Raw genomic sequence first — 19,106 nt, 5'->3', positions numbered from 1 at the left:
CTCATCTCCTCCGGTTGTGCTTCTGATGCACGGCTTGGCGGGTGACCCCGAGCGCGTCGGCGATGGCCTGCCAACTCCAGCCGTGTCTGCGGGCGTTGTGGACGTGCATGGCTTCCAGCGCCTCGACCGTGCGGCGCAGCGCCTTCATCGCACGGAGCCCGACAGCGGGGTCCTGGCTCTGGGCGGCATTCGCCGCCTCGGTGAGTGCCTCGACGTCGATCACGTTGTCAAGGTAACTTGACACCGCGTGGCCGTCAAGGGAGCTTGACAGTTCCGGGTCAGCCGGCCGAGGTGCCCGTCCAGTACTCGGCGAATCTGCCGTCCACGACGCGCAGGATGTCGTTGCCGGTGAACCGCACCGGCCCCTCGCCGGACTGACCGCTGCCGATCCACCGGCCGGCCACCAGATCGCCGTCGATCAGCGGCCCGAGCTCGACCTGGAACGCCAGGCCGGTGAACATGGCGTGCGTCTGGGCGATGATGTCCTGCAACTCGGCCGGTCCGTGGACGTCACGATCCGGCCAGTGGCCGACGAAGTCCTCGGTGACCAGTTCGGCGGCGACGGGTTCACCCGCCCACAGCCGGGTGATCCACTGCTCGTAGAGCTCCTTGGGGGTCATGTTCAGTGGGCTACCCGACTCGCACCCCCGATAAGCTGCGCGGCATGTGTGCGCTGAGCGTGGTGGTGGCCGACGACGACGTGCTGCTGCGCGAGGGACTGGCCAGCCTGCTCGAGCGGTCCGACTTCGAGGTCGTCGGCCGGGCCGCCGACGCCGACGAACTGCTCGGCCTGGTCCGCGACACCAAACCCGAACTGGTCATCGTCGACATCCGGATGCCGCCGTCGCACAGCACCGAGGGCCTCGACGCCGCCCGGGTGATCCGCACCGAGTTCCCCGACACGGGCATCCTCGTGCTGTCGGCGCATGTCGAGGTGGACCACGCCACCGAGCTGCTCGCCAGCGGACGGGCCATCGGCTACCTGCTCAAGACCCGTGTCACCGATGTCACCGACTTCATCGACACGCTGCAGCGCATCGCCCGGGGCGCCTCGGTCGTCGACCCGGCGCTGGTGCAGGAACTGGTGTCGGCGCGCCGCCGCGACGATCCGCTGGCCGTGCTCAGCGCCCGCGAGCAGGAGGTGCTGATGCTGATGGCCGAGGGCCGCTCCAACGCGGGGATCGCGCGACGGCTGTGGGTCACCGAGGGCACCGTCGAAAAGCACGTCCGCAGCATCCTGACCAAGCTGAACCTGCCGGAGACCGGCGACGATCACCGCAGGGTGCGCGCGGTGATCACCTATCTCGAAGCTCGCTGACCCGCCCGTCCAGCAGGTCGCGGATCGCCGTTCCCGACAGCGCGAACTTCGACACGAATCCCACCGCCGGGCTCACCGCGATCATCTCCGCCAGATCCTGCTCGGCGTAGGTGGAGATCAGGATCACCGCCGGGATGGTCGGCAGATCCGCCGCGACGAGCGCCTCGGCGACGTCGAACCCGCTCTCCCCGCCCAGGTCGATGTCGACCAGTGCCAGATCCGGCTCCAGTTCGCGGGCCAGCCGCACCGCGTCGGCGCCGGTCGCGGCGACGGCGACCACATCGAATCCCGCCCGGCCCAGCATCGCGCCTGCGGCGTCGCGGAAGTCGGCGCTGTCATCGACGATCAGACAGCGCACAGCCCGCACTCCCAGAACGTCATCCGACCACCTTCCCACCCGGCGCGGTGGTGACGCATTACCGCTAACCGGAACTCTGCGAGCGGCATACCCGCATTCGGGCGGGGCTCACGCGCGCAGCGCGGTCAGCAGCCGGTCGAGGTCGTCCTCGGTGTTGTAGAGGTGGAAGCCGACGCGCACCGCACCCGCGCGCACCGACGCCCGGATCCCGGCGCGCTGCAACCGCTCGGTCACGTCTCCCGACGGCAGCGACACGATCGCCGACCGGTTCGGCGGCAGCTGCAGTTCGGTGCGCAGCGTATCGGCGAGCCCGACGGTGTGGGCCTCCACCGCCGTGCGGTCCAGCGAGGCCAACCACGGCAGCGTCAGCCCCGCTCCCAGCGCGCTGAACCACGCCGGCGAGGTGTCGAACCGGCGTGCGTCGGCGGCCAGCCGCAACGGCAACCCGTAGATCGACTCCCACGGCCGCTCACCGGCGTACCAGTTCGCCGCGTGCGGGACCATCCGCTCGGCGATCCGCGCACCGACCGAGAAGAACGCGGTACCGCGCGGGGCGAGCAGCCACTTGTAGACCGCCGCCACGGTCACGTCCACCCACGCCAGGTCCAGCGCCAGCCAGCCCGCCGCCTGGGTGACGTCGATGATCGTCACCGTGTCGGTGCCTGCCACGCTGCGCCGCAGCGCCTCGGCATCCAGCGCGGCACCGTTGGCCGACTGCACCAGGCTGACCGTCACGAAGTCGTAATCGCTCGCGGTCGCGACCAATTCGTCGGCGGGCAGCTCGGCGAGCGTCACCCCGCGGGCGGCCTGGGCGGCGAACGGGAAGGTGGTACTGGTGAATTCGCCTGCCAGCGTGGCGCCGCGGCTGCCGTCGGGGATGGCGGCCGCCACCAGCCCGAGCGCCGCCGACGCGCTGCCCGCCATCCCCACCGACGCGGCCGGCACACCGGTCAGCGCCGCGTACCCGGCGCGCCCGGCCGCGACCGGCTCGTCGAACGACTTCGCGTCCATGGTCCCGGCCTCCCAGGCGGCCAGGCAGTCGTGCAGCGCGGCCATCATGAACCGCGGCGGCAACCCGTAGGTGGGTGAGTTGAGAAACCCTGCGGCACCGGCAAATTCGGCACCGAACGCCTGCCTCGCCGTCATACCCCGCGGTCTCCCGACGGCGGCTCCTCACCGCGCAGCCGGGCCTGCAGCTGCTCCTTGTCGCGGCGCCGGCGTTCGTCGAACGCGGCGATGCTCGCGGTCGCCCGCAGGCGCAGCGGAGCGAGTACCCATATGCCCAGCGGGAACCCGATCACGATTGCGAACAACACGGCGATCACGAGCGGGAACTCCCGCAGCCCGAGCAGGTGACCGACGCCCAGGATGACCGCCGTGAGCGCCGCCACCAACAGCAGACGGGCCGCGACGTAGATCACCACATCGGCGACGAGACGGGTTCCTGGTCGACCTTCTGACACGCTCCCGAGCCTACCGACGGCGCGTATATTCGACGGCAGGAGGTTTGTGTGGCGTATTTACTCCTGATACTCGTCTTGGCCGGTCTGGTGTACATCGGCTTTCGGCTCATGCGGGCCAGCGCGGCCCGTCCGCCGAGACGTGTCATCGGACCCGACGACGACCCGGATTTTCTGCGGCGTCTCGGTCAGGACGACAACAACCCGCGGTAGAGCACCCGCGGTGACCGGTCGCGCGCTCAGCGCGCGGCGGCGCCGAATCCGTCTGCCACGACGGCCGCCAATTCGAGCAGCGCTTCCCGCGTCGCCGGCTTCAGCCGGTCCAGGTCGATCTCCGCGCCCTCTTCGAGGTGCGGGTCGAACGGCACCACCCGCACCGCGCGGCACCGTCGGGAGAAGTGGTCCTCCACCTTCTGCAGGTCGACCTTGCCCGACCGCGGACGCACCGCGTTCACCACGGCGACCGCACCCGCCACCAGATCCTGATGGCCGTGCGCGTCCAGCCAATCCAGGGTGGCCGACGCGCTCCGCGCCCCGTCGACCGAACCCGAGCTGATCACGATGAGGACGTCGGCCTTGGCCAGCACCGCCGACATCGCCGAGTGGATCAGGCCGGTGCCGCAGTCGGTGAGCACGAGGCTGTAGAACCGCTCGAGCACGGCCAGCGTGCGCGCATAGTCGTCGGAGCTGAAGGCGTCCGAGACCGCCGGGTCGCTCTCCGAGGCGAGCACCTCGAGCCGGCTCGGGCCCTGCGAGGTGTAGGACCGCACGTCGCTGTAGCGCTCGATGCCCTCCGCGTCACGCAGCAGGTGACGCACCGTGGCGGTGGTCTCCAGCGGCACCTTCTGGCTGAGCGTGCCGCGGTCGGGGTTGGCGTCGACGGCGACCACCCGATCCCCGCGGATGGAGGCGAACGTCGCGCCCAGCGTGGCCGTGATCGTGGTCTTTCCGACGCCACCCTTGAGCGAGAGCACCGCGATGCGGTAGCAGCCGGTCAGCGGCTGGGCCACCCGGGCCGACAGCGCGTCGCGGCGCGTCGCCTTCGGGCTCTCGCCGACGTTGACCAGCGTGAACGTCGACAAATACAGCCACCTGCGCCACCCGCGCGACGGTGCCCGTTTGCGCTGCCCGAGCAGTGCGACCGTGGACAGGTCCAGGTACGGGGTGGGTGGCACCGGAAGCGGCTGTGAGGGCGGCTGCTGCACGGGCACGGGCTGCGACGGCGGTTGGTGCGCCGGCGGGACCGGGGTGGCTGCGACGGTCGGGGCGTCGACGACGGGCATGCCGTCGGGCGGTGTGGGCGCGGCCCACTCCGGGGGCGCGGCGCGTTCGGCCGCGGACGGGTCGCTGAAGCGCTGCTGTGCGCGGAAGCCACCCGCCTGGTCTGCCATCAACCGACCCCGGCGTAGGAGTGCAGGCCGACGGTGACCAGGTTGATGAAGAACAGGTTGAACACCATCGCGACGAAGCCGGCGATGTTGATCCACGCCGCCTTGCGGTCGCGCCAGCCGGCCGTGGACCGGGCGTGCAGGTAGGCGGCGTAGATCACCCAGGCGATGAACGACACCGTCTCCTTGGGGTCCCAACCCCAGTACCGGCCCCACGCCTCCTCGGCCCAGATCGCGCCGAAGATCACGCCGAACCCGAACACCGGGAACGCGAAGATCGTGGTGCGGTAGGCGATGCGGTCGAGGGTCTGCGCATCGGGCAGCCGGTCGACGATCCGCGCGAACGCGCCGTCACGCCCGGGCAGGCCGAATTTCGACATCTTGACCAGGAACAGGATGCTGGCCACGCCGGCGACCAGGAACACCCCGGACCCGAGGCTGACCACCGACACGTGGATGGGCAGCCAGTAGGACTGCAGCGCCGGCATCACCGGTGCGGCGTGGGAGTACAGCCACTTCCCGGACACGGTGAGCAGGATCAGCACCGGCACCAGCACGAACACCCACAGCGACCGGTACTGCGGACGGCGCAGCACCACCGCGGCGGCGACCAGACCGCACAGGCAGGTCAGGTTGATGAACTCGTACATGTTGCCCCACGGCACCCGCGACGTGGACAACCCGCGCAGCACGATGCAGGCGAACAGCAGACCGATGCCGACGTAGGTCAGCGACAGCCCGGCCGAGCCGATCCGTTCGTCGAACGGACGCTTCGGCGCGTCGACGACCACGCCGGGGGTCGCGCTGTCCACGCCGACAGACGCGCCGACCAATTCACGGCGCTCGACGCGGCGGCTGCGGTTGTAGGCGAGCTCCACGGCGAACAGCAGCAGCGCCGCCAGCAGCACGAGCACCGACGAGGTGAACGCCCAGTCGGAGTAGCGGGCCAGACCCAGATCGATCTCTGTACTCACTGACGCACATCCTCGGAAACCATCATCGGACCTTCTCTCCTGACACGGCGCCGACGGTCGCGTCGGGGTGCGCGTCCAGCAGCCGCCCCGTCAACCGCTCGAACTCGTCGCCCCACCCGGAGTTGTCCGTGCGCGCCAGCCCGCCCAGTTCGACGCCAACGGTACCGGGCGCGGCCGGGGATATCCGCACCCAGACCCGGCGCCGGCGCACGATCAGCGACACGATCAGTCCGCCCATCATCGTCATCGCGAAGATCAGCACCCAGATCTGCGCCGGATCGTGCGACACCTGGACGTTGATGAACGGCACCGCGCCGTCGAAGCGGACCACGGTGCCGTCGTCCAACCGGGTCTCCTCACCGGCGGACAGGTTGACCCGCTCCACCCGGTTCAGCCGGCCCTGGCCGATCAGCCGTTCGTCGAGCGCGAAGATGTTCTGCGGGCGGCCCGAGTCCAGCCCGGTGTCGCCCTTGTAGATGTCGATCGCCACCGCCGGATCGCGCAGCGCCGGGAACCCCGACGACAGCAGCGTGCCGTCGAGCTGCTGGGTCGGCGCGAACAGGCCCTGGATCGCGATCTGGTTCTTGCGGCGCTCGTCGGCGTCGGGGAACGTGCCGGCCGGCGGGTCGAACCGCATCACCCCCGAGGACAGCAGCGTCAGCGGGTCGTCGGGCCGCCACTGCAAGGTCTGGGTGCGGGTCTGGCCGTCGGGGAAGGTCACGGTGAACGTCGGTGCGTAGCCGTGCCCCTGCAGGTACACCCGGTCGCCGCCGACGCGCAGCGGTTCGTTGACCCGCAGCTCGTAGGACTGCCAGGTGTTGCTGGTCAGGTCCGCACCGGCCTGGTACTCGATGTCGGCGGAGAACGACGTCGCCTGCCCGTTGTCGAGGTAATCGGCCTCGAAATCGTTGACCTGCAGACAGATCGGCGTCAGCGACGTGCCGTCGACGGTGTTGCCCGCGCGGAACGAGTCGAACGCCGCCGGCGAGGCCGAGCAGAACCCGGGGCCGCCGTCGGCGACGACGATCACGTTGCCCTCGTAGCCGAACATCTTGCCCGCCGCGATCGCGACGAGCAGGCCCAGCAGCGAGAAGTGGAAGACGATGTTGCCGAACTCCCGCAGGTAGCCCTTCTCGGCGGAGACCTCGATGCCTGATGTCGCCGCCGGAGCGGCTCCGACCGCGTCACCGTCAATGCGGCGGGTCACCTTGCGCCACCCGCGCAGCTGCGCGGTCACCGAATCCGCCACCTGTTGCGGCTCGCCCGGCACCTCCGCGCGGTGATGCTTGGGCAGGCGCCCGAGGTTGCGCGGCGCCGCCACCGGCACGGCGCGCAGGCTGCGGACGTGTTCGATCATCCGCGGCGTCAGGCAGCCCACCAGCGAGACGAACAGCAGCACGTAGATCGAGGTGAACCAGAAGCTGGAGAACACGTCGAAGGCCTGCACCCGGTCCAGCCACGGACCGATGATGGCGTGCTCGGCGATGTACTCGGCGACCTTGGACTCGTTGAGGCTGCGCTGCGGGAGCAGGGCGCCGGGGATCGCGGCCAGCGCCAGCAGGAACAGCAGCACCAGCGCCGTGCCCATCGACGTCAGCGTCCGCCAGGTGTTGCGCCCATAGGCGAGCAGACGCCGCATCAGATCGGCAGCCTCACGTCGCTGACGAAGGCATCGCGCACCCAGGACACGAAGTCGTTCCACAATCCCGTCACCAACGCCGCGCCGACGATGAGCAGCAGCACGCCGCCGAAGACCTGGATGGTGCGGGTGTGGCGGCGCAGCCAGCCCATACCCTGCACCGCGCGCGCCGATCCGAAGGCCAGCAGCACGAACGGGATGCCCAGGCCGAGGCAGTAGGCGATCACCAGCGTCACGCCGCGCGCGACGCTGGCCCCGTCGGTCGCGGAGGCGACCGTGATGACGCCGGTCAGCGTCGGGCCCAGGCACGGCGTCCAGCCGAGCGCGAAGACCGCCCCCAGCAGCGGTGCGCCGCCCAGCGTGGACAGCTGCCGCGGCGTGAACCGGGCCTGCCGCTGCAGCGCCGGGACGAACCCGATGAACACCAGGCCCATCACGATCGTCACCACCCCGCCGATGCGTTGCAGCAGAAGTTGATTGGTGATCAAGGTGGTGGTCATGCCCAGCACCGCCACGGTGCCCAGCAGGAACACCGCGGTGAACCCGGCCACGAACAGCGCGGCCGCGCCCGCCACGCGCAACCGTGCGGTGCGCAGCGCCACTGCGCCGGGCCGGGTCTCGTCGACCCCGACCACCGCGGCGAGATAGGACAGGTAGCCGGGCACCAGCGGCACCACGCACGGCGACGCGAACGACACCAGGCCGGCCAGCACACATACGGCCAGCGCCAGCAGCACCGGCCCGGCGGCCGCGATCTCGGCGAATCCGGTCACTACTGCCGCTCCGGTTCGGCCGCGCCGGGGCCAGGTTCGGCCGCCAGCCGTTCCACCACCGGCTGCAGATCCTCGGCGAGCAGTTCCCGCAGGAACACCGCCGCGACACGGTGCTGACGGTCGAGCACGACCGTCGACGGGATCACGGTGGTCGGGTACTTCCCGCCGAACGCGATCATGGTCCGCATCGCCGGGTCGTAGATCGACGGGAACGTGATCCTGCGGTCACGGATGAAGTCCACGGCGGCGTCGCGGTTGCTGTCACGGACATCGATGCCGAGGAACGCCACACCCTGGTCGCGGGTCGCGTCGTAGACCTGCTGCAGTTCGGTGATCTCGGTGCGGCACGGCGCACACCACTGGCCCCACACGTTGATCACGACGACCTGACCGGCGAAGTCGTCGAGCGACAGCGTCTGGTCCGGGTCGAGCAGTGCGGGCCCCGACAACGGACCGGGACGACCGCGGTCGGCGGGCGGGTCGTAGAAGATGTCGGTCTGGCCGCCGGGCGCCACGAACTCGAACGAGCCGCCCTGGGCCACCGCGTCGTCACCGGTGGCGCACCCCGCGAGCACGAGGACGCCCGCGAGGCCCGCGATGAGCGCTCGCCCGAGGGCCGTCAGGCCCGGCACCACCAGCCGACTCACCCTCCGGACAGCTCCGCGTAACCCCAGCCGACGTAGGTGTCGTCGTGGAAGTAGAACGAGGTGACCGACGCCAGGTTGCACAGCCGCTTGGTCGGGAAGTGGTGCAGCGGCATCCCGATCACCGCGCGCCGCAGCGTCTCGACCGGCAGCTGATGGCTGACGCAGACGGCCTCGTGGCCGGCGGCCCGGGCGCGCGCCCGGTACAGCGCCGCGGTCATCCGCCCGGCGATGTCGGTGTAGGGCTCACCCCACGACGGGGTGCGCGGGTTGCGCAGGTGGCGCCAGTTCAGCGGGTTGCGCAGGGCGCCGTCCCCCGGCGAGACCCGCTTGCCCTGGAACACGTTGAGCGATTCGATCAGCTCGTCGTCGATGTCGACCGGCAGGCCGTGCCGCGCGGCGATCGGGGTGGCCGTCTCCTGCGCCCGCTCGAGCGGTGACGCCACGACATAGGTGATGTCGCGGTCGGCCAGCCACTCGGCGACGGCCTCGGCCTGGCCGCGGCCGCGTTCGGACAGGTGGTAGTCCGGCAGCCGGCCGTAGAGGATGCCGTCGGGGTTGTGCACCTCGCCGTGGCGCATCACGTGCACGATGGTCTTCTCGGCCGTCCCGGCCTGGGGGCCCGTCTCGGTCATGCCGGCTTACTCGCTTCCGCGGCGGCCCGGGCGGCGGCGGGCAGCGCGGCCGCGATCCGGTCGAACGCCTCGTCGTCCAACGCTGCCGAGACGAACCACGCCTCGAAGGCGCTGGGCGGTGGATACACCCCGGCGTCGAGGAGAGCGTGGAAGAACGGCGCGAACCGCCACGTCTCGCTGGCCCGCGCAGAGGCGAAGTCGGTGACCGGTTCGGCGCTGAAGAACACCGACAGCATGTTGCCGCCGCGCTGGACGCGGTGGGTGACGCCGGCATCGGTCAGCGCATCGGTCAGCAGGCCGGCCAACCGGTCGGCGTTGGCGTCGAGCGCGGCGTACACCGCGTCGTCGGCGGTGCGCAGCGTGGCCAGCCCGGCGGCCATCGCGACCGGGTTCCCCGAGAGCGTGCCGGCCTGATACACCGGGCCCAGCGGCGCGAGCCGCTCCATGACCTCGGCACGGCCGCCGAATGCCGCCGCGGGCAGCCCGCCGCTCATCACCTTGCCGAACGTGAACAGGTCGCCGTCGACCGGGTCGAGGCCGTACCAGCCGGAGCGGCTGACGCGGAACCCGGTCATCACCTCGTCGAGGATCAGCAGCGCCCCGTGGTCAGCGGTGATGCGGCGCAGCGCGGCGTTGTAGCCGGCTTCGGGCGGTACCGCACCCATGTTGCCGGGGCTGGCCTCGGTGATGACCGCGGCGATCTGGTCGCCGAACTGGGCGAAGACCTCCTCGACCGCGGCGACGTTGTTGTACGGCAGCACGAGCGTGTCGGCCGCGGCCGCCCCGGTGACGCCGGGCGACGACGGCAGGCCCAGCGTCGCGACGCCCGACCCGGCGTCGGCCAGCAGCGCGTCGCTGTGGCCGTGGTAGCAGCCGGAGAACTTCACGATCTTGGCGCGGCCGGTGTAGCCGCGGGCCAGCCGGATCGCGCTCATCGTGGCCTCGGTGCCGGAGTTGACCATGCGCAGCCGTTCGACCGGCGCGACCCGCTCGACGATCTCGCGGGCCAGGTCCGTCTCGGTGGGCGTCGGCGCCCCGAACGACAGGCCGTCGACCGCGACGCGCTGCACGGCTTCGACGACGGCGGGGTGGGCGTGGCCGAGGATCATCGGCCCCCACGAGGAGACCAGGTCGACGTAGCGGTTGCCGTCGGCGTCGGTCAGCCAGTAGCCCTTCGCCGAGGTGATGAAGCGCGGTGTGCCGCCGACCGCGTTGAACGCGCGCACCGGCGAGTTCACGCCGCCGGGGATCACCGCGCACGCATCGTCGAACAGCCGCGCCGACGTCTCGGTCGCGGTGTGGTCAGCACCCATGGCCACCAGTGTCCCAGCCTCGCTCAACGCGTCAACTACAGGGTGTAGTGGCCGGTGCTCGCGGCGGCGGGACGCGCCGACGCGCCGAGTGAACCTGTGCAGGTTCGCTCTCGCACTTCTCCTGCAGGAGTTCAGTCTCGCGGTCGCGCTACGGCAGGCGGCCCTGCCAGGTGAGCACCTGCCCCGTGCCCGCGGTCATCACCGTGCCCGGCATCAGCCGCAACCGGTAGGGCGTGAGCCGCAGCGCGGCGAACTGGTCACTGGTCGGGCCGCCGCTCCACTGCGGGATCACGTACGGGTCGTAGCCGACCGGTTCGGGGGCCTGCGCGAACCTGTTCCACACCGCCGTGCGGGTCTCGTCGTCGCTGTACCACTCCACCAGGCACTCCGCGCTGCAGGTGTCGTGGCTGGGGGCCCAGTAGCTCACCGACACGTCGGGATGCACCTCGAGGTGGGCCCGCTTCACCGGCGACGGCACGGTGGCGATCCACCCGAACAGATCGGTGCCGTCCCACTCCCAGATGGGATGCAGGATGCGGGTGCGCGGACGGGCGTTGGCGTCGACGGTGGCCACCGAGGCCCACACGATCCGGTGGGCCATCTCGACGAAGGCGGGCGCGACGGATCCGAGAGTGCTCACGGCGCTCACATTAGGTGCGACCGTGCCGGCTCCGGCGGCGGAAGCGCAGCGTGTCCGCGGCGTATCGCGCCGGACTGAACTCGCGCAGGTCCGCGCTCACACATTTCCTGCGCAGCTTCAGTCTCGCGCCGCGCGGTCGGGCGGAGGAGCTCAGTTCGACTCGGAGCCCGCCTGGGCGGTCTCGGGCTTCTCCGACGTATCGGCGTCGGCGCCCCCGTCGCCGTCCTGGCCGAATTTCGGGTTGCCGTCGTCGTCGACCCACTCGTTGACCGCGGTACCCGCCACGGTTCCGCCGGTGCCGGGCATGACGATCGTCGGCCGGTCCTCCTCGTACTCCTTGCGCATCTCCTTGGCGATCTCGCGATGCTCGTCGGTGACTTCGGGTTTCTCCGTCATCTTGACGTCGGGGTCGTCCGCCACGGGCTGCGAGGCGTTCTTCTCGGCCCGGGTCTCTTCGTCGCTGCTCATGTCGTCGGGGGTTCCCCGAAACTGTGAGCCACGAAACAGAAGCGGGGTTACGCCGACACGGCTCTCAGCGCGGCGGGCAGGCTGGGCAGGAAGTGCCTGCGGGCGAAGGCGCGAAGGTCGTCGGGGGTCTGCAGCGGCTCGACGCTCGGCAGCAACAACACGTTCGCGGCGTAGCGCAGGATCGTCTCGGCGAGGTCGTTGACCGCCTGCGGGCCGATCCGCTCGGCGAACCCCGCCGGAAAGATGACGCGCAACGCGTCGGCCATCCGCACGATCGCCGCGCCCCAGTGCTGATGGGCCAGCGCCAGCACGAACCCGGGATCCTCGGCCAGCATCCCGTTGAGCACCCGGTGCCCACGGAACTTCAAGATCGCCACGGTGAACGCCTCGACGTAGTAGTTGGCTTGCGGCCCCGCCTGTCTCAGTTCCCGGGCGATCTCGTCGAACAGCGCCGCGTTCTCCCGTTCCACCACCGCGGCCACCAGATCGTCGCGGTTGGCGAAGCGCCGGTAGATGGTGGTGCGGCTGACGCCGGCGCGCCGGGCGACGTCGTCGAGTGCCACCTTGCGGAAGCCGTGCCGTTCGAACTCGACGACGGCCGCGTCGAGGATCGCCTGCAGCGCCCGGTCAGACGCCGGCACTGTGCGCGTACCCCCGCTGCGCGTACGTGTTGTAGCGCACGCTCATCGGCAACCGATCCCACAGCCAGTTCACCGGCCGCGACCGCCACAGCGCCGCGAACTGCTGATAGCGCCGCTCCTGGCGGTCGCTCCAGGGCAGACCGAGCAGGCGCCGGGCCTGCGGCGGCAGACCACCGGTGGTGAGGAACGCCGCGAGCGGGTTGAACGCCACCGACACGATGCGCCACACCGTGGGGTGCACGCCCTTCGGACACGGGAAGCCCTTGGTCACGTAGCCGACGCCGTACTTGGCGGTGGGGTGCGCGACGACGATCTCGTCGAGCATCCGCTCCCAGTAGCGCTCGAAGTCGGCATAGGTGGCGGGCATCGGACGGTCACTCACCCCGTAGCGGCGGTACCAGGTCTTGGACTCGAGGTAGATCTGCTCCTTCTCGGCGCGGGTGAGCCGTTTGACGAAGGTGTCGGCGAAGTACAGCACCTGCTCGACGAACGTCGCGTGCGCCCAGAAGTAGGTCTCCGGATCCAGCGCGTGGTAACGGGCGCCGTCCGGCATCGTGCCCTTGATGTCGGTGTGGAAGTCGCGGACGTTGAGCCCCTCGTTCGCGTCGTCGGAGCCGTAGACGGTCATGAAGATCGGGGGCAGCGACCGCTTCACCCGCGCCGCCGTGTCGGAGAAGAACACCGAGTGGTCCAGGACGCCCTGCCCGAGTTCGGCGAGCATGTTCTGCAGCACTGCCGGCCGCGGGCCGATCAGGTACATGCGGTTGTCGCCGAAGTACCGCCAGACCAGCGATTGCGGGCCCAGCGGCAGCGCGTCGACCTCGGTGTTGTCCTCCGCGAGTTCGGTCATGTGCAACAGTGTGACAAATTTCGAACTTTGTACCAACAGGGATGTGACCAGCGTCACCACGTCAGCGGGTCGAGCCACAGGTAGAAGCGCAGCCGGTCGTCGTCGACAGGCCACGGGTACCGGTCGACGAGCGCCTCATGGCTCTCGAATCCCGGAAAGGTCTGGGCGGTGCTCTCGAGGAGCAGAGACAGGTCGGCGTGCCGATCCGCGCCGCCGAGCCGGCCGAGGTCGACGAAGCCGATCGCCGTGCCATCGACCACGATGTTCGGCAGGCACAGATCGCCGTGGCAGACGACGAGATCGCCCTCCTCCTGCCGTCGCCGTAGCGCGGCCTGCGCCTCGACGCGGGCCAGCAGGGCCGCCGGGGGGACACCGCGGTCCTCATCGGGCAGGAAGTCGGGATCGACCGCATCGCGGGCGACGACGTCACGTGCCGTGGTCAGCATCGTGGCCACGTCGCGCCGGTGCGGACAGTCGGTCACGGGCAGCGCGTGCAGGTCCCGCACGGCGTCGACGATCGCCGGCCACGCGTCCGCGAATGCCTGTCGGGTGAGGCGGTCCGCCGGCACGCCCGCCACGGCGCTGGTGACCAGTTCCGCGGTCGTGGAGTCGGTGCGCCAGTCGAGGACGACGGGGCCGGGCACGCCGTGCGCGCACGCCCACCGAATGCGGTCGCGTTCGTCGGCAAGCGCCGCCGCCCGATCGATCTCGACGACTTTGCGGAACACGGTGGCGTCCGCACTGCGGTAGACGCGCGCACCGGACTCCCCGGACGTGACCGGATGCCAGTCAGCCACGCCGCAGCCGCGCGACGCCGAGGACGGCGAGCACACCGGCCGCGGTGGCCAGCAGCAGCGCGAGCACGAGCAGCGGCGCCGACAACACCAGCACCGAGGTCTCGGGCTCCCCCGGCGCGATCGACGGCGCGACGACCGTGCGCCGCGCGGCCAGCCAGCTCAGCACGCAGCCGACCGCGGCGGCCGCGGCCACCACGAGTTCGGCGATCGCGCGGCGGCGGCCGGTCACGCGGCGCGGTCCTCGAGCAGCCGCACCAGGTGTTCGCGCAGTTCGCCGTGGCGTCGGGCCCAGGCCTGGGCGGTGCGGCCGCCGGACAGTTTGAGCCCGATGCCGGTGCGGCCGCGCGGGATGCCGGTCAGTTCGCCGAGCGCCCTGGCCGACTGCCATTTCTGCGTCTCCTCGCGCGTCGCCGGCGGGTAGACCGACACGATCTCGTCCACCCGGGTCACCTCGGCGCCCTGGCGCAGCGTTTCGCGGGTCAGTTCGACGGAGGTGTGGATGCGTGCGGCCTTGACCTGCACGGCCAGAAATCCCGACACCAGCACCACGAACAGCGTCGGCACCAGCGGCTGCAGGCCGTACCCGGCCGACAGCTGGATCAGCGCCATCGCCCCGCCCGCGGCCGGGCCGGCCAGAAGCCACAGCCAACTGGCGCCCTGTTCGTAGAAGAGTCGCTCGGCCGGCCGGCCGGCCGCCGTCACCGGCCGCCGTCCCGACCGAAATACGCCGCGGCGGCGGGCCGGGTCAGCAGCACCGTGCCGATCGCGATCGGGAGCAGCGACAGCAGCGTCACCGGTTGACCGACGCCGGCGCCGGCGACCAAGAGCAGCAGCACCACCGCGATGGCCAGGGACAGCCCCACCGTCGCGCGCCGGAATTTCGCGTCGCCGCGACGGGACCGCCCGGCGGTGAACGCCAGCCCGCCCCCGGCCAGCACCGCGCCGATGCCCATCCCGCGGTAGACGGTCAGGTAGTTGCTCAGCTGTTCGTTGGACACCTCGGCCGGGTCGATGGCCGACCGGGCAGTCTCGAAACTCACGGTGGCGGCGATCAGGCCGCCGACGATGAGCAACACGGCGCCGGTGATCAGAACCCAGAACGCGATCTCGACGACGCGCGGCCGCGACGGAGTGGGCGAAGCGGTCATGGTCGGGTCAGCCTAGCGTCCTCACCGGGTGAAGAACGCGTTGGCGTCTTTGCGGTGCAGCAGGAAGATGCCACCCGCGATCAACACCGTCCCGACGATCGCGGTGACCGCGTACCCGAAGGCCGCCACCGCCGACTCGCGCTCGACGGTGAACAGATTTGTGACGGTGTAGGCGACCGACCCGAAACCGCCCGCGGTGAGCACCGTGCGGGTCCAGCGGTAGCCCTGCCGCATCAGGATCAAGAACGTCAGCACGATGGCCGCGACCACGACGACGAAGATCACCGCCATGCCCTTGAGGACCAGCGACGCGGTCTGCACGGGCGCCATCAGGTTGTCGATCAGGTAGCCGATCACCAGCAGCGGCAGCGCCCCGGTCCACAACCAGAACCCGGTCTCCACATCGGGCGGCCGGACCGGTGAGTCGGGGGTGCGGGTGGCGGGGTCGGTCATGCGAGCCATCCGGCCACGTCCGCCGCCCAGTACGTGAGCACGATGTCCGCGCCGGCCCGCCGGATCCCGGTGATGGCCTCCAGCGCGACGGTCGGCCCGTCGATCCAGCCCTTCTCGGCGGCGGCGCTGATCATCGAGTACTCCCCGGAGACCTGGTAGGCCGCTACCGGTACCGGGGAGATGTCGGCGGCCGCAGCCACCACGTCCAGGTATCCCATCGCCGGTTTCACCATCACCATGTCGGCGCCCTCGTCGAGGTCCAGCGCCACCTCGTGCAGCGCCTCGCGCGCGTTGCCGGGCTCCTGCTGGTAGGTGCGCCGGTCGCCCTCCAGGCTGGACGCCACGGCGTCGCGGAACGGTCCGTAGAAGCCGGAGGCGAACTTGGCGGCGTAGGCCAGGATCGCGGTGTCGGTGAACCCGGCCTCGTCCAGACCGTCGCGGATGGCGGCCACCTGGCCGTCCATCATCCCGCTCGGCCCGACCACCTGCGCCCCCGACTTCGCCTGAGCCACCGCGAATTCCACGTAGCGCCGGTTGGTCAGGTCGTTGTCGACGCGGCCGCGCTCGTCGACGATGCCGCAGTGGCCGTGGTCGGTGAACTCGTCGAGGCACGTGTCGGCCATCAGCACGGTGGCATCGCCCAGATCGGCGGCCAGGTCGCGCAGCGCCACGTTGAGCACCCCGTCCTCGGCGACGCCGACCGCACCGGTCGGATCCTTGTCCTCGGCGCGCGGCACCCCGAACAGCATCAGCCCGCCGACGCCCGCGGCGACCGCATCGGCGGCGGCGCGGCGCAGCGAGTCGCGGGTGTGCTGGAACACGCCGGGCATCGACGCGATCTCGCGCGGGGCGTCGATGCCGTCGGCGACGAACATCGGCAGGACGAGGTGCCGGGGTTCGACCGTCGTCTGCGCCACCAGGCGGCGCATGGCCGGGGTGGAGCGCAGACGTCGGGGTCGATGACGCGGAAAAGACACGACCGCGACTCTAGCGGCGGCGGCTCTTCTTCCGCGGCGGCGGCAGGGCGCCCTCGGCGCGCAGCCGCGCCGCGTGCTCGGCGAGCGCCTCGACCAGCGGACCGACCGCGGCCACCTCGGGCTGCACGTCGACGCGCAGCCCGAACTCGGCGGCCGTCTCGGCCGTCTTGGGCCCGATGCAGGCGACGATCGTGCGGGCGTGCGGCTTACCGGCGATACCGACCAGGTTGCGCACCGTCGAGCTCGAGGTGAAGCAGACCGCGTCGAAACCGCCGGTCTTGATCATCTCGCGGGTGGCGGCCGGCGGCGGTGCCGCACGCACCGTCCGGTAGGCGGTGACGTCCTCGATCTCCCAGCCGCGTTCGCGCAGGCCCTCGGCCAGCGTCTCGGTGGCGATGTCGGCGCGCGGCAGCAGCACCCGGTTGACCGGGTCGAAGATGTCGTCGTACGGCGGGAACTCGTCGAGCAGGCCGAGCGAGCTCTGCTCGCCGGTCGGCACCAGCTCCGGGTTGATCCCGAAGGCGCGGACCTTTTCGGCCGTGGCCTGACCCACGCAGGCGATCTTGACGCCGGAGAACGCGCGGGCGTCGAGACCGAACTCGTTGAACTTCTCCCACACCGCGCGCACCGCGTTGGTGGAGGTGAACACCACCCACTGGAAGCGGCCGTCCACCAGACCCTTGACCGCGCGCTCCATCTGCGCGGGGCTGCGCGGCGGTTCGACGGCGATCGTGGGCACCTCGATGGGCAGCGCGCCGTGGCCGACGAGCTTGTCGCTCATCTCCCCGGCCTGGTCCTTGGTGCGCGGCACCAGCACGGTCCAGCCGTACAGGGCGCGGCTCTCCCACCAGTTCAGCTTGGCGCGGTTGGTGACGGTCTTGCCGACGGTCACCACCAGCGGACCGGTCAGCGGCGACGCCGGCGCACCGGTCGGATCCGGCGCGGTCAGCACGGCCTTGTCGATCAGGCCGGACAGCGTCGACTCCACCGACCGCTGCTGGCAGGTGGTGCCGCTGGCGGTCACGACCGCAGGGGTGGACTCGTCGATGCCGTACTCGATCAGCGTGCGGGCCGCATCGGGCAGATGCGAGGCGGTGGCGTGCAGGATCAGCGGGCCGGGCGCCGCGGCGATCGCGGCCCAGTCGACGTCACCGCGCACGTCGGCGACGGTGTGGGTGGACCCCAGCGGCAGGCCGGCGTAGGTCGGCACGGCGGTGGTGTCCGGCAGCCCCGGCACGATCTCGAAGTTGGCGTGCGCCTTGGCCAGCGCGTTGACCTCGGTGATGACCGCGTCGACCGACAGCGGGTCACCGGCCACCAGCCGGACCACGTCGACACCGTGCTTGGCCTCGGCGACCAGCGTCTTGGCCACCTCGGCGGGGTCACCCAGCGCGGGCCGGATGTCCGGGCCGCCCGGGATGGTCGGTGCCGCCTGATCGTCCCCGTCGGACGGTGCGGCCGGCTCGGGTCCCGACGGCGGCGGCAGGTGCGCCCCCACCAGCGACAGCACGGCCTCCGGCACGTCCGGGTCGGTGAAGACCAGCGCGGCGTTGGCGAGCACGCTGTGCGCCCGCGTGGTCAGCAGGCCGGGGTCGCCCGGCCCGGATCCGACGAAGGTGATGCGGCCGGGCTTCAACTTGCGTCCGCGCCCGCTCTCCTGCCGAGTCATCTGTCGCTCACTTCCGCTCTACAGCTCAGTGGTGATCCGCGATGAGTTCGCGTGCCCCCAGCTCGAACAACTCCGCGGCCACCGAGACCCCCAGGTCTGCGGCCCGCTCGGGAGTTCCGACGCCGGACGCACGGATCACGTCGGATCCGTCCAGTGCCGCCACGCAGGCGCGTAACGACACCTCTTCGAAGACGCGGCCGTCCTCATCGATAGACTCGACCACCTCGGCGATCGCGCCCACCGGTGCGGAGCAACCCGCCTCCAGTTCGGCGAGCAGGACCCGTTCAGCGGTGACGGCCGCGCGCGTGTCGGCGTCGTCCAACGCCGCCAGGAGCGCGACCAGCTCGGTGTCGCCTGCGCGGCATTCCACCGCGAGGGCGCCCTGAGCCGGCGCTGGCAACATCTGCACCGGCTCGAGAGCCTCGGTGACATCAGCGAGTCGTCCGATGCGGGCCAGGCCCGCCCGGGCGACCACGATGGCGTCGAGTTCACCGCTGCCGACCCTGTTCAACCTGGTATCTAGGTTGCCTCTTAGGGGGCGGATTTCCAAACCGAGACCCAGTGCTCTAAGCTGTGCCGCCCGCCGCGGGCTCGACGTGCCGACGACCGAGCCGGCCGGCAATTCGCCGAGCACCAGACCGTCGCGCGCCACCAGGGCGTCACGCGGGTCCTCGCGCGGTGGGATGGCCGCGATGGCGAATCGCGGGTCCGGCGCGGTGGGCAAATCCTTGTACGAGTGCACGGCCACGTCGGCGCGGCCGTCGACGAGCGCTTCGCGGATCGCCGCGGTGAACACGCCGATGCCGATGTCGGCGATCGGGCCCTGGTTGCGGTCACCCTCGGTGGAGATGATGACGAGTTCCGCGGCGTGGCCGCGGGCGATCAGGGCGTCCCGGATCGTGCCGGCCTGAGTGGTCGCCAGCAGGCTGCCCCGGGTGCCGATCCGGATCGGTGATGTGGT

The 19,106-nt window shown here is 71.0% G+C and carries 26 protein-coding genes; 2 read left to right on the top strand and 24 right to left on the bottom strand.

The annotated features are described in order from the left end of the window. Position 1: 1 nt before the first annotated feature. Together E4P42_RS00265 and E4P42_RS00260 are read right to left on the bottom strand one after the other, a co-directional pair. Complete coding sequence (locus tag E4P42_RS00265; protein ID WP_209305668.1) at positions 2 to 220, bottom strand: helix-turn-helix domain-containing protein; 219 nt, start codon at positions 218 to 220, stop codon at positions 2 to 4. A 58-nt stretch (positions 221 to 278) separates the two neighbouring features. Then, a complete protein-coding gene (locus E4P42_RS00260; protein WP_135122349.1) occupies positions 279 to 620 on the bottom strand; it encodes an ester cyclase in 342 nt (113 codons plus the stop codon). 44 nt (positions 621 to 664) lie between these two features. On the opposite strand from E4P42_RS00260, the gene E4P42_RS00255 reads away from it, so the two are divergent. Continuing rightward, the gene (locus tag E4P42_RS00255) at positions 665 to 1,318 is read left to right on the top strand and encodes a response regulator transcription factor (protein WP_135122348.1); all 654 of its coding nucleotides are present in this window, start codon (positions 665 to 667) and stop codon (positions 1,316 to 1,318) included. On the opposite strand, the gene E4P42_RS00250 is transcribed toward E4P42_RS00255, so the two are convergent. From E4P42_RS00250 to E4P42_RS00240, 3 genes are all read right to left on the bottom strand, one after another. After that, entirely contained in the window at positions 1,296 to 1,676 is a 381-nt protein-coding gene (locus E4P42_RS00250) for a response regulator (RefSeq protein WP_135122581.1), read from the bottom strand. The two genes, E4P42_RS00255 and E4P42_RS00250, sit on opposite strands and share 23 nt — an antisense overlap. A gap of 108 nt (positions 1,677 to 1,784) precedes the next feature. After that, positions 1,785 to 2,822, bottom strand: a complete 1,038-nt coding sequence (locus tag E4P42_RS00245; RefSeq protein ID WP_135122347.1) for an aminotransferase class V-fold PLP-dependent enzyme — start codon at positions 2,820 to 2,822, stop codon at positions 1,785 to 1,787. Next, a complete protein-coding gene (locus E4P42_RS00240; protein WP_135122346.1) occupies positions 2,819 to 3,139 on the bottom strand; it encodes a DUF4229 domain-containing protein in 321 nt (106 codons plus the stop codon). Before E4P42_RS00240 ends, E4P42_RS00245 begins: the two co-directional genes overlap by 4 nt. Before the next feature lie 48 nt (positions 3,140 to 3,187). On the opposite strand from E4P42_RS00240, the gene E4P42_RS27640 reads away from it, so the two are divergent. Then, entirely contained in the window at positions 3,188 to 3,349 is a 162-nt protein-coding gene (locus tag E4P42_RS27640; RefSeq protein WP_371286966.1) for a hypothetical protein, read from the top strand. A 26-nt stretch (positions 3,350 to 3,375) separates the two neighbouring features. Here E4P42_RS27640 and E4P42_RS00235 read toward each other — a convergent pair whose 3' ends face one another. The 19 genes from E4P42_RS00235 to hemC all read right to left on the bottom strand — a co-directional run bounded on the left by E4P42_RS00235 (position 3,376) and on the right by hemC (position 19,094). After that, on the bottom strand, positions 3,376 to 4,527 hold the full coding sequence (locus E4P42_RS00235; protein WP_135122345.1) for a MinD/ParA family protein: 1,152 nt from the start codon (positions 4,525 to 4,527) through the stop codon (positions 3,376 to 3,378). Then, positions 4,527 to 5,498, bottom strand: coding sequence for a c-type cytochrome biogenesis protein CcsB (gene ccsB, locus E4P42_RS00230; protein ID WP_135122344.1), 972 nt, complete (start codon positions 5,496 to 5,498; stop codon positions 4,527 to 4,529). The genes E4P42_RS00235 and ccsB overlap by 1 nt, the downstream gene beginning before the upstream one ends. A 22-nt stretch (positions 5,499 to 5,520) precedes the next feature. Further along, positions 5,521 to 7,137 (bottom strand): cytochrome c biogenesis protein ResB, encoded by a 1,617-nt coding sequence (locus E4P42_RS00225; RefSeq protein WP_135122343.1) that lies wholly within the window; start codon positions 7,135 to 7,137, stop codon positions 5,521 to 5,523. Then, complete coding sequence (locus E4P42_RS00220) at positions 7,137 to 7,910, bottom strand: cytochrome c biogenesis CcdA family protein (protein WP_135122342.1); 774 nt, start codon at positions 7,908 to 7,910, stop codon at positions 7,137 to 7,139. Before E4P42_RS00220 ends, E4P42_RS00225 begins: the two co-directional genes overlap by 1 nt. Next, a complete protein-coding gene (locus E4P42_RS00215; RefSeq protein WP_371286968.1) occupies positions 7,910 to 8,548 on the bottom strand; it encodes a TlpA disulfide reductase family protein in 639 nt (212 codons plus the stop codon). The genes E4P42_RS00220 and E4P42_RS00215 overlap by 1 nt, the downstream gene beginning before the upstream one ends. A gap of 5 nt (positions 8,549 to 8,553) precedes the next feature. Beyond that, positions 8,554 to 9,189: a histidine phosphatase family protein gene (locus E4P42_RS00210; RefSeq protein WP_135122341.1), complete on the bottom strand. Its 636-nt coding sequence runs from the start codon at positions 9,187 to 9,189 to the stop codon at positions 8,554 to 8,556. Further along, complete coding sequence (gene hemL / locus E4P42_RS00205; RefSeq protein ID WP_135122340.1) at positions 9,186 to 10,502, bottom strand: glutamate-1-semialdehyde 2,1-aminomutase; 1,317 nt, start codon at positions 10,500 to 10,502, stop codon at positions 9,186 to 9,188. The genes E4P42_RS00210 and hemL overlap by 4 nt, the downstream gene beginning before the upstream one ends. Positions 10,503 to 10,650: 148 nt before the next feature. Then, a complete protein-coding gene (locus E4P42_RS00200; RefSeq protein WP_135122579.1) occupies positions 10,651 to 11,103 on the bottom strand; it encodes a pyridoxamine 5'-phosphate oxidase family protein in 453 nt (150 codons plus the stop codon). Positions 11,104 to 11,292: 189 nt separating this feature from the next. Continuing rightward, the gene (locus E4P42_RS00195; RefSeq protein WP_245233819.1) at positions 11,293 to 11,610 is read right to left on the bottom strand and encodes a hypothetical protein; all 318 of its coding nucleotides are present in this window, start codon (positions 11,608 to 11,610) and stop codon (positions 11,293 to 11,295) included. A 47-nt stretch (positions 11,611 to 11,657) separates the two neighbouring features. Continuing rightward, a complete protein-coding gene (locus E4P42_RS00190; protein ID WP_135122339.1) occupies positions 11,658 to 12,251 on the bottom strand; it encodes a TetR/AcrR family transcriptional regulator in 594 nt (197 codons plus the stop codon). After that, positions 12,238 to 13,101 (bottom strand): oxygenase MpaB family protein, encoded by an 864-nt coding sequence (locus E4P42_RS00185; RefSeq protein WP_135122338.1) that lies wholly within the window; start codon positions 13,099 to 13,101, stop codon positions 12,238 to 12,240. The genes E4P42_RS00190 and E4P42_RS00185 overlap by 14 nt, the downstream gene beginning before the upstream one ends. A gap of 53 nt (positions 13,102 to 13,154) precedes the next feature. After that, a complete protein-coding gene (locus tag E4P42_RS00180; RefSeq protein ID WP_135122337.1) occupies positions 13,155 to 13,898 on the bottom strand; it encodes an aminoglycoside 3'-phosphotransferase in 744 nt (247 codons plus the stop codon). Beyond that, the gene (locus E4P42_RS00175; protein ID WP_135122336.1) at positions 13,891 to 14,127 is read right to left on the bottom strand and encodes a hypothetical protein; all 237 of its coding nucleotides are present in this window, start codon (positions 14,125 to 14,127) and stop codon (positions 13,891 to 13,893) included. Before E4P42_RS00175 ends, E4P42_RS00180 begins: the two co-directional genes overlap by 8 nt. Continuing rightward, positions 14,124 to 14,600, bottom strand: a complete 477-nt coding sequence (locus E4P42_RS00170; protein ID WP_135122335.1) for a DUF3093 domain-containing protein — start codon at positions 14,598 to 14,600, stop codon at positions 14,124 to 14,126. The genes E4P42_RS00175 and E4P42_RS00170 overlap by 4 nt, the downstream gene beginning before the upstream one ends. Further along, a complete protein-coding gene (locus tag E4P42_RS00165) occupies positions 14,597 to 15,046 on the bottom strand; it encodes a hypothetical protein (protein WP_135122334.1) in 450 nt (149 codons plus the stop codon). The genes E4P42_RS00170 and E4P42_RS00165 overlap by 4 nt, the downstream gene beginning before the upstream one ends. Positions 15,047 to 15,067: 21 nt before the next feature. Further along, the gene (locus E4P42_RS00160; protein ID WP_135122578.1) at positions 15,068 to 15,499 is read right to left on the bottom strand and encodes a hypothetical protein; all 432 of its coding nucleotides are present in this window, start codon (positions 15,497 to 15,499) and stop codon (positions 15,068 to 15,070) included. Beyond that, entirely contained in the window at positions 15,496 to 16,428 is a 933-nt protein-coding gene (hemB, locus tag E4P42_RS00155; protein WP_245233839.1) for a porphobilinogen synthase, read from the bottom strand. The genes E4P42_RS00160 and hemB overlap by 4 nt, the downstream gene beginning before the upstream one ends. A 58-nt stretch (positions 16,429 to 16,486) precedes the next feature. Continuing rightward, positions 16,487 to 18,145 carry a bifunctional uroporphyrinogen-III C-methyltransferase/uroporphyrinogen-III synthase gene (locus E4P42_RS00150; protein WP_135122332.1) on the bottom strand — a complete coding sequence of 553 codons (1,659 nt, stop codon included), beginning with the start codon at positions 18,143 to 18,145 and terminating at the stop codon, positions 16,487 to 16,489. Between the two features lie 25 nt (positions 18,146 to 18,170). After that, complete coding sequence (gene hemC, locus E4P42_RS00145) at positions 18,171 to 19,094, bottom strand: hydroxymethylbilane synthase (RefSeq protein WP_209305667.1); 924 nt, start codon at positions 19,092 to 19,094, stop codon at positions 18,171 to 18,173. Positions 19,095 to 19,106: the final 12 nt, after the last annotated feature.

Origin of the sequence: Mycobacterium sp. PS03-16 (assembly GCF_004570325.1) — a bacterium.
GTDB lineage: Bacteria > Actinomycetota > Actinomycetes > Mycobacteriales > Mycobacteriaceae > Mycobacterium.
Note: the sequence above shows the minus strand (reverse complement) of the source record. Positions and strands in the feature narration are given on the sequence as shown.

Excerpts from the sequence above, each read along its gene's own strand:
- E4P42_RS00260 (WP_135122349.1), bottom strand. The coding sequence starts at position 620 with ATGACCCCCAAGGAGCTCTACGAGCAGTGGATCACCCGGCTGTGGGCG.
- E4P42_RS00255 (WP_135122348.1), top strand. The coding sequence starts at position 665 with ATGTGTGCGCTGAGCGTGGTGGTGGCCGACGACGACGTGCTGCTGCGC.
- E4P42_RS00245 (WP_135122347.1), bottom strand. The coding sequence starts at position 2,822 with ATGACGGCGAGGCAGGCGTTCGGTGCCGAATTTGCCGGTGCCGCAGGG.
- E4P42_RS00235 (WP_135122345.1), bottom strand. The coding sequence starts at position 4,527 with ATGGCAGACCAGGCGGGTGGCTTCCGCGCACAGCAGCGCTTCAGCGAC.
- E4P42_RS00225 (WP_135122343.1), bottom strand. The coding sequence starts at position 7,137 with ATGCGGCGTCTGCTCGCCTATGGGCGCAACACCTGGCGGACGCTGACG.
- E4P42_RS00210 (WP_135122341.1), bottom strand. The coding sequence starts at position 9,189 with ATGACCGAGACGGGCCCCCAGGCCGGGACGGCCGAGAAGACCATCGTG.
- hemL (WP_135122340.1), bottom strand. The coding sequence starts at position 10,502 with ATGGGTGCTGACCACACCGCGACCGAGACGTCGGCGCGGCTGTTCGAC.
- E4P42_RS00200 (WP_135122579.1), bottom strand. The coding sequence starts at position 11,103 with ATGGCCCACCGGATCGTGTGGGCCTCGGTGGCCACCGTCGACGCCAAC.
- E4P42_RS00195 (WP_245233819.1), bottom strand. The coding sequence starts at position 11,610 with ATGAGCAGCGACGAAGAGACCCGGGCCGAGAAGAACGCCTCGCAGCCC.
- E4P42_RS00185 (WP_135122338.1), bottom strand. The coding sequence starts at position 13,101 with ATGACCGAACTCGCGGAGGACAACACCGAGGTCGACGCGCTGCCGCTG.
- E4P42_RS00165 (WP_135122334.1), bottom strand. The coding sequence starts at position 15,046 with ATGACCGCTTCGCCCACTCCGTCGCGGCCGCGCGTCGTCGAGATCGCG.
- E4P42_RS00160 (WP_135122578.1), bottom strand. The coding sequence starts at position 15,499 with ATGACCGACCCCGCCACCCGCACCCCCGACTCACCGGTCCGGCCGCCC.
- hemB (WP_245233839.1), bottom strand. The coding sequence starts at position 16,428 with ATGCGCCGCCTGGTGGCGCAGACGACGGTCGAACCCCGGCACCTCGTC.
- E4P42_RS00150 (WP_135122332.1), bottom strand. The coding sequence starts at position 18,145 with ATGACTCGGCAGGAGAGCGGGCGCGGACGCAAGTTGAAGCCCGGCCGC.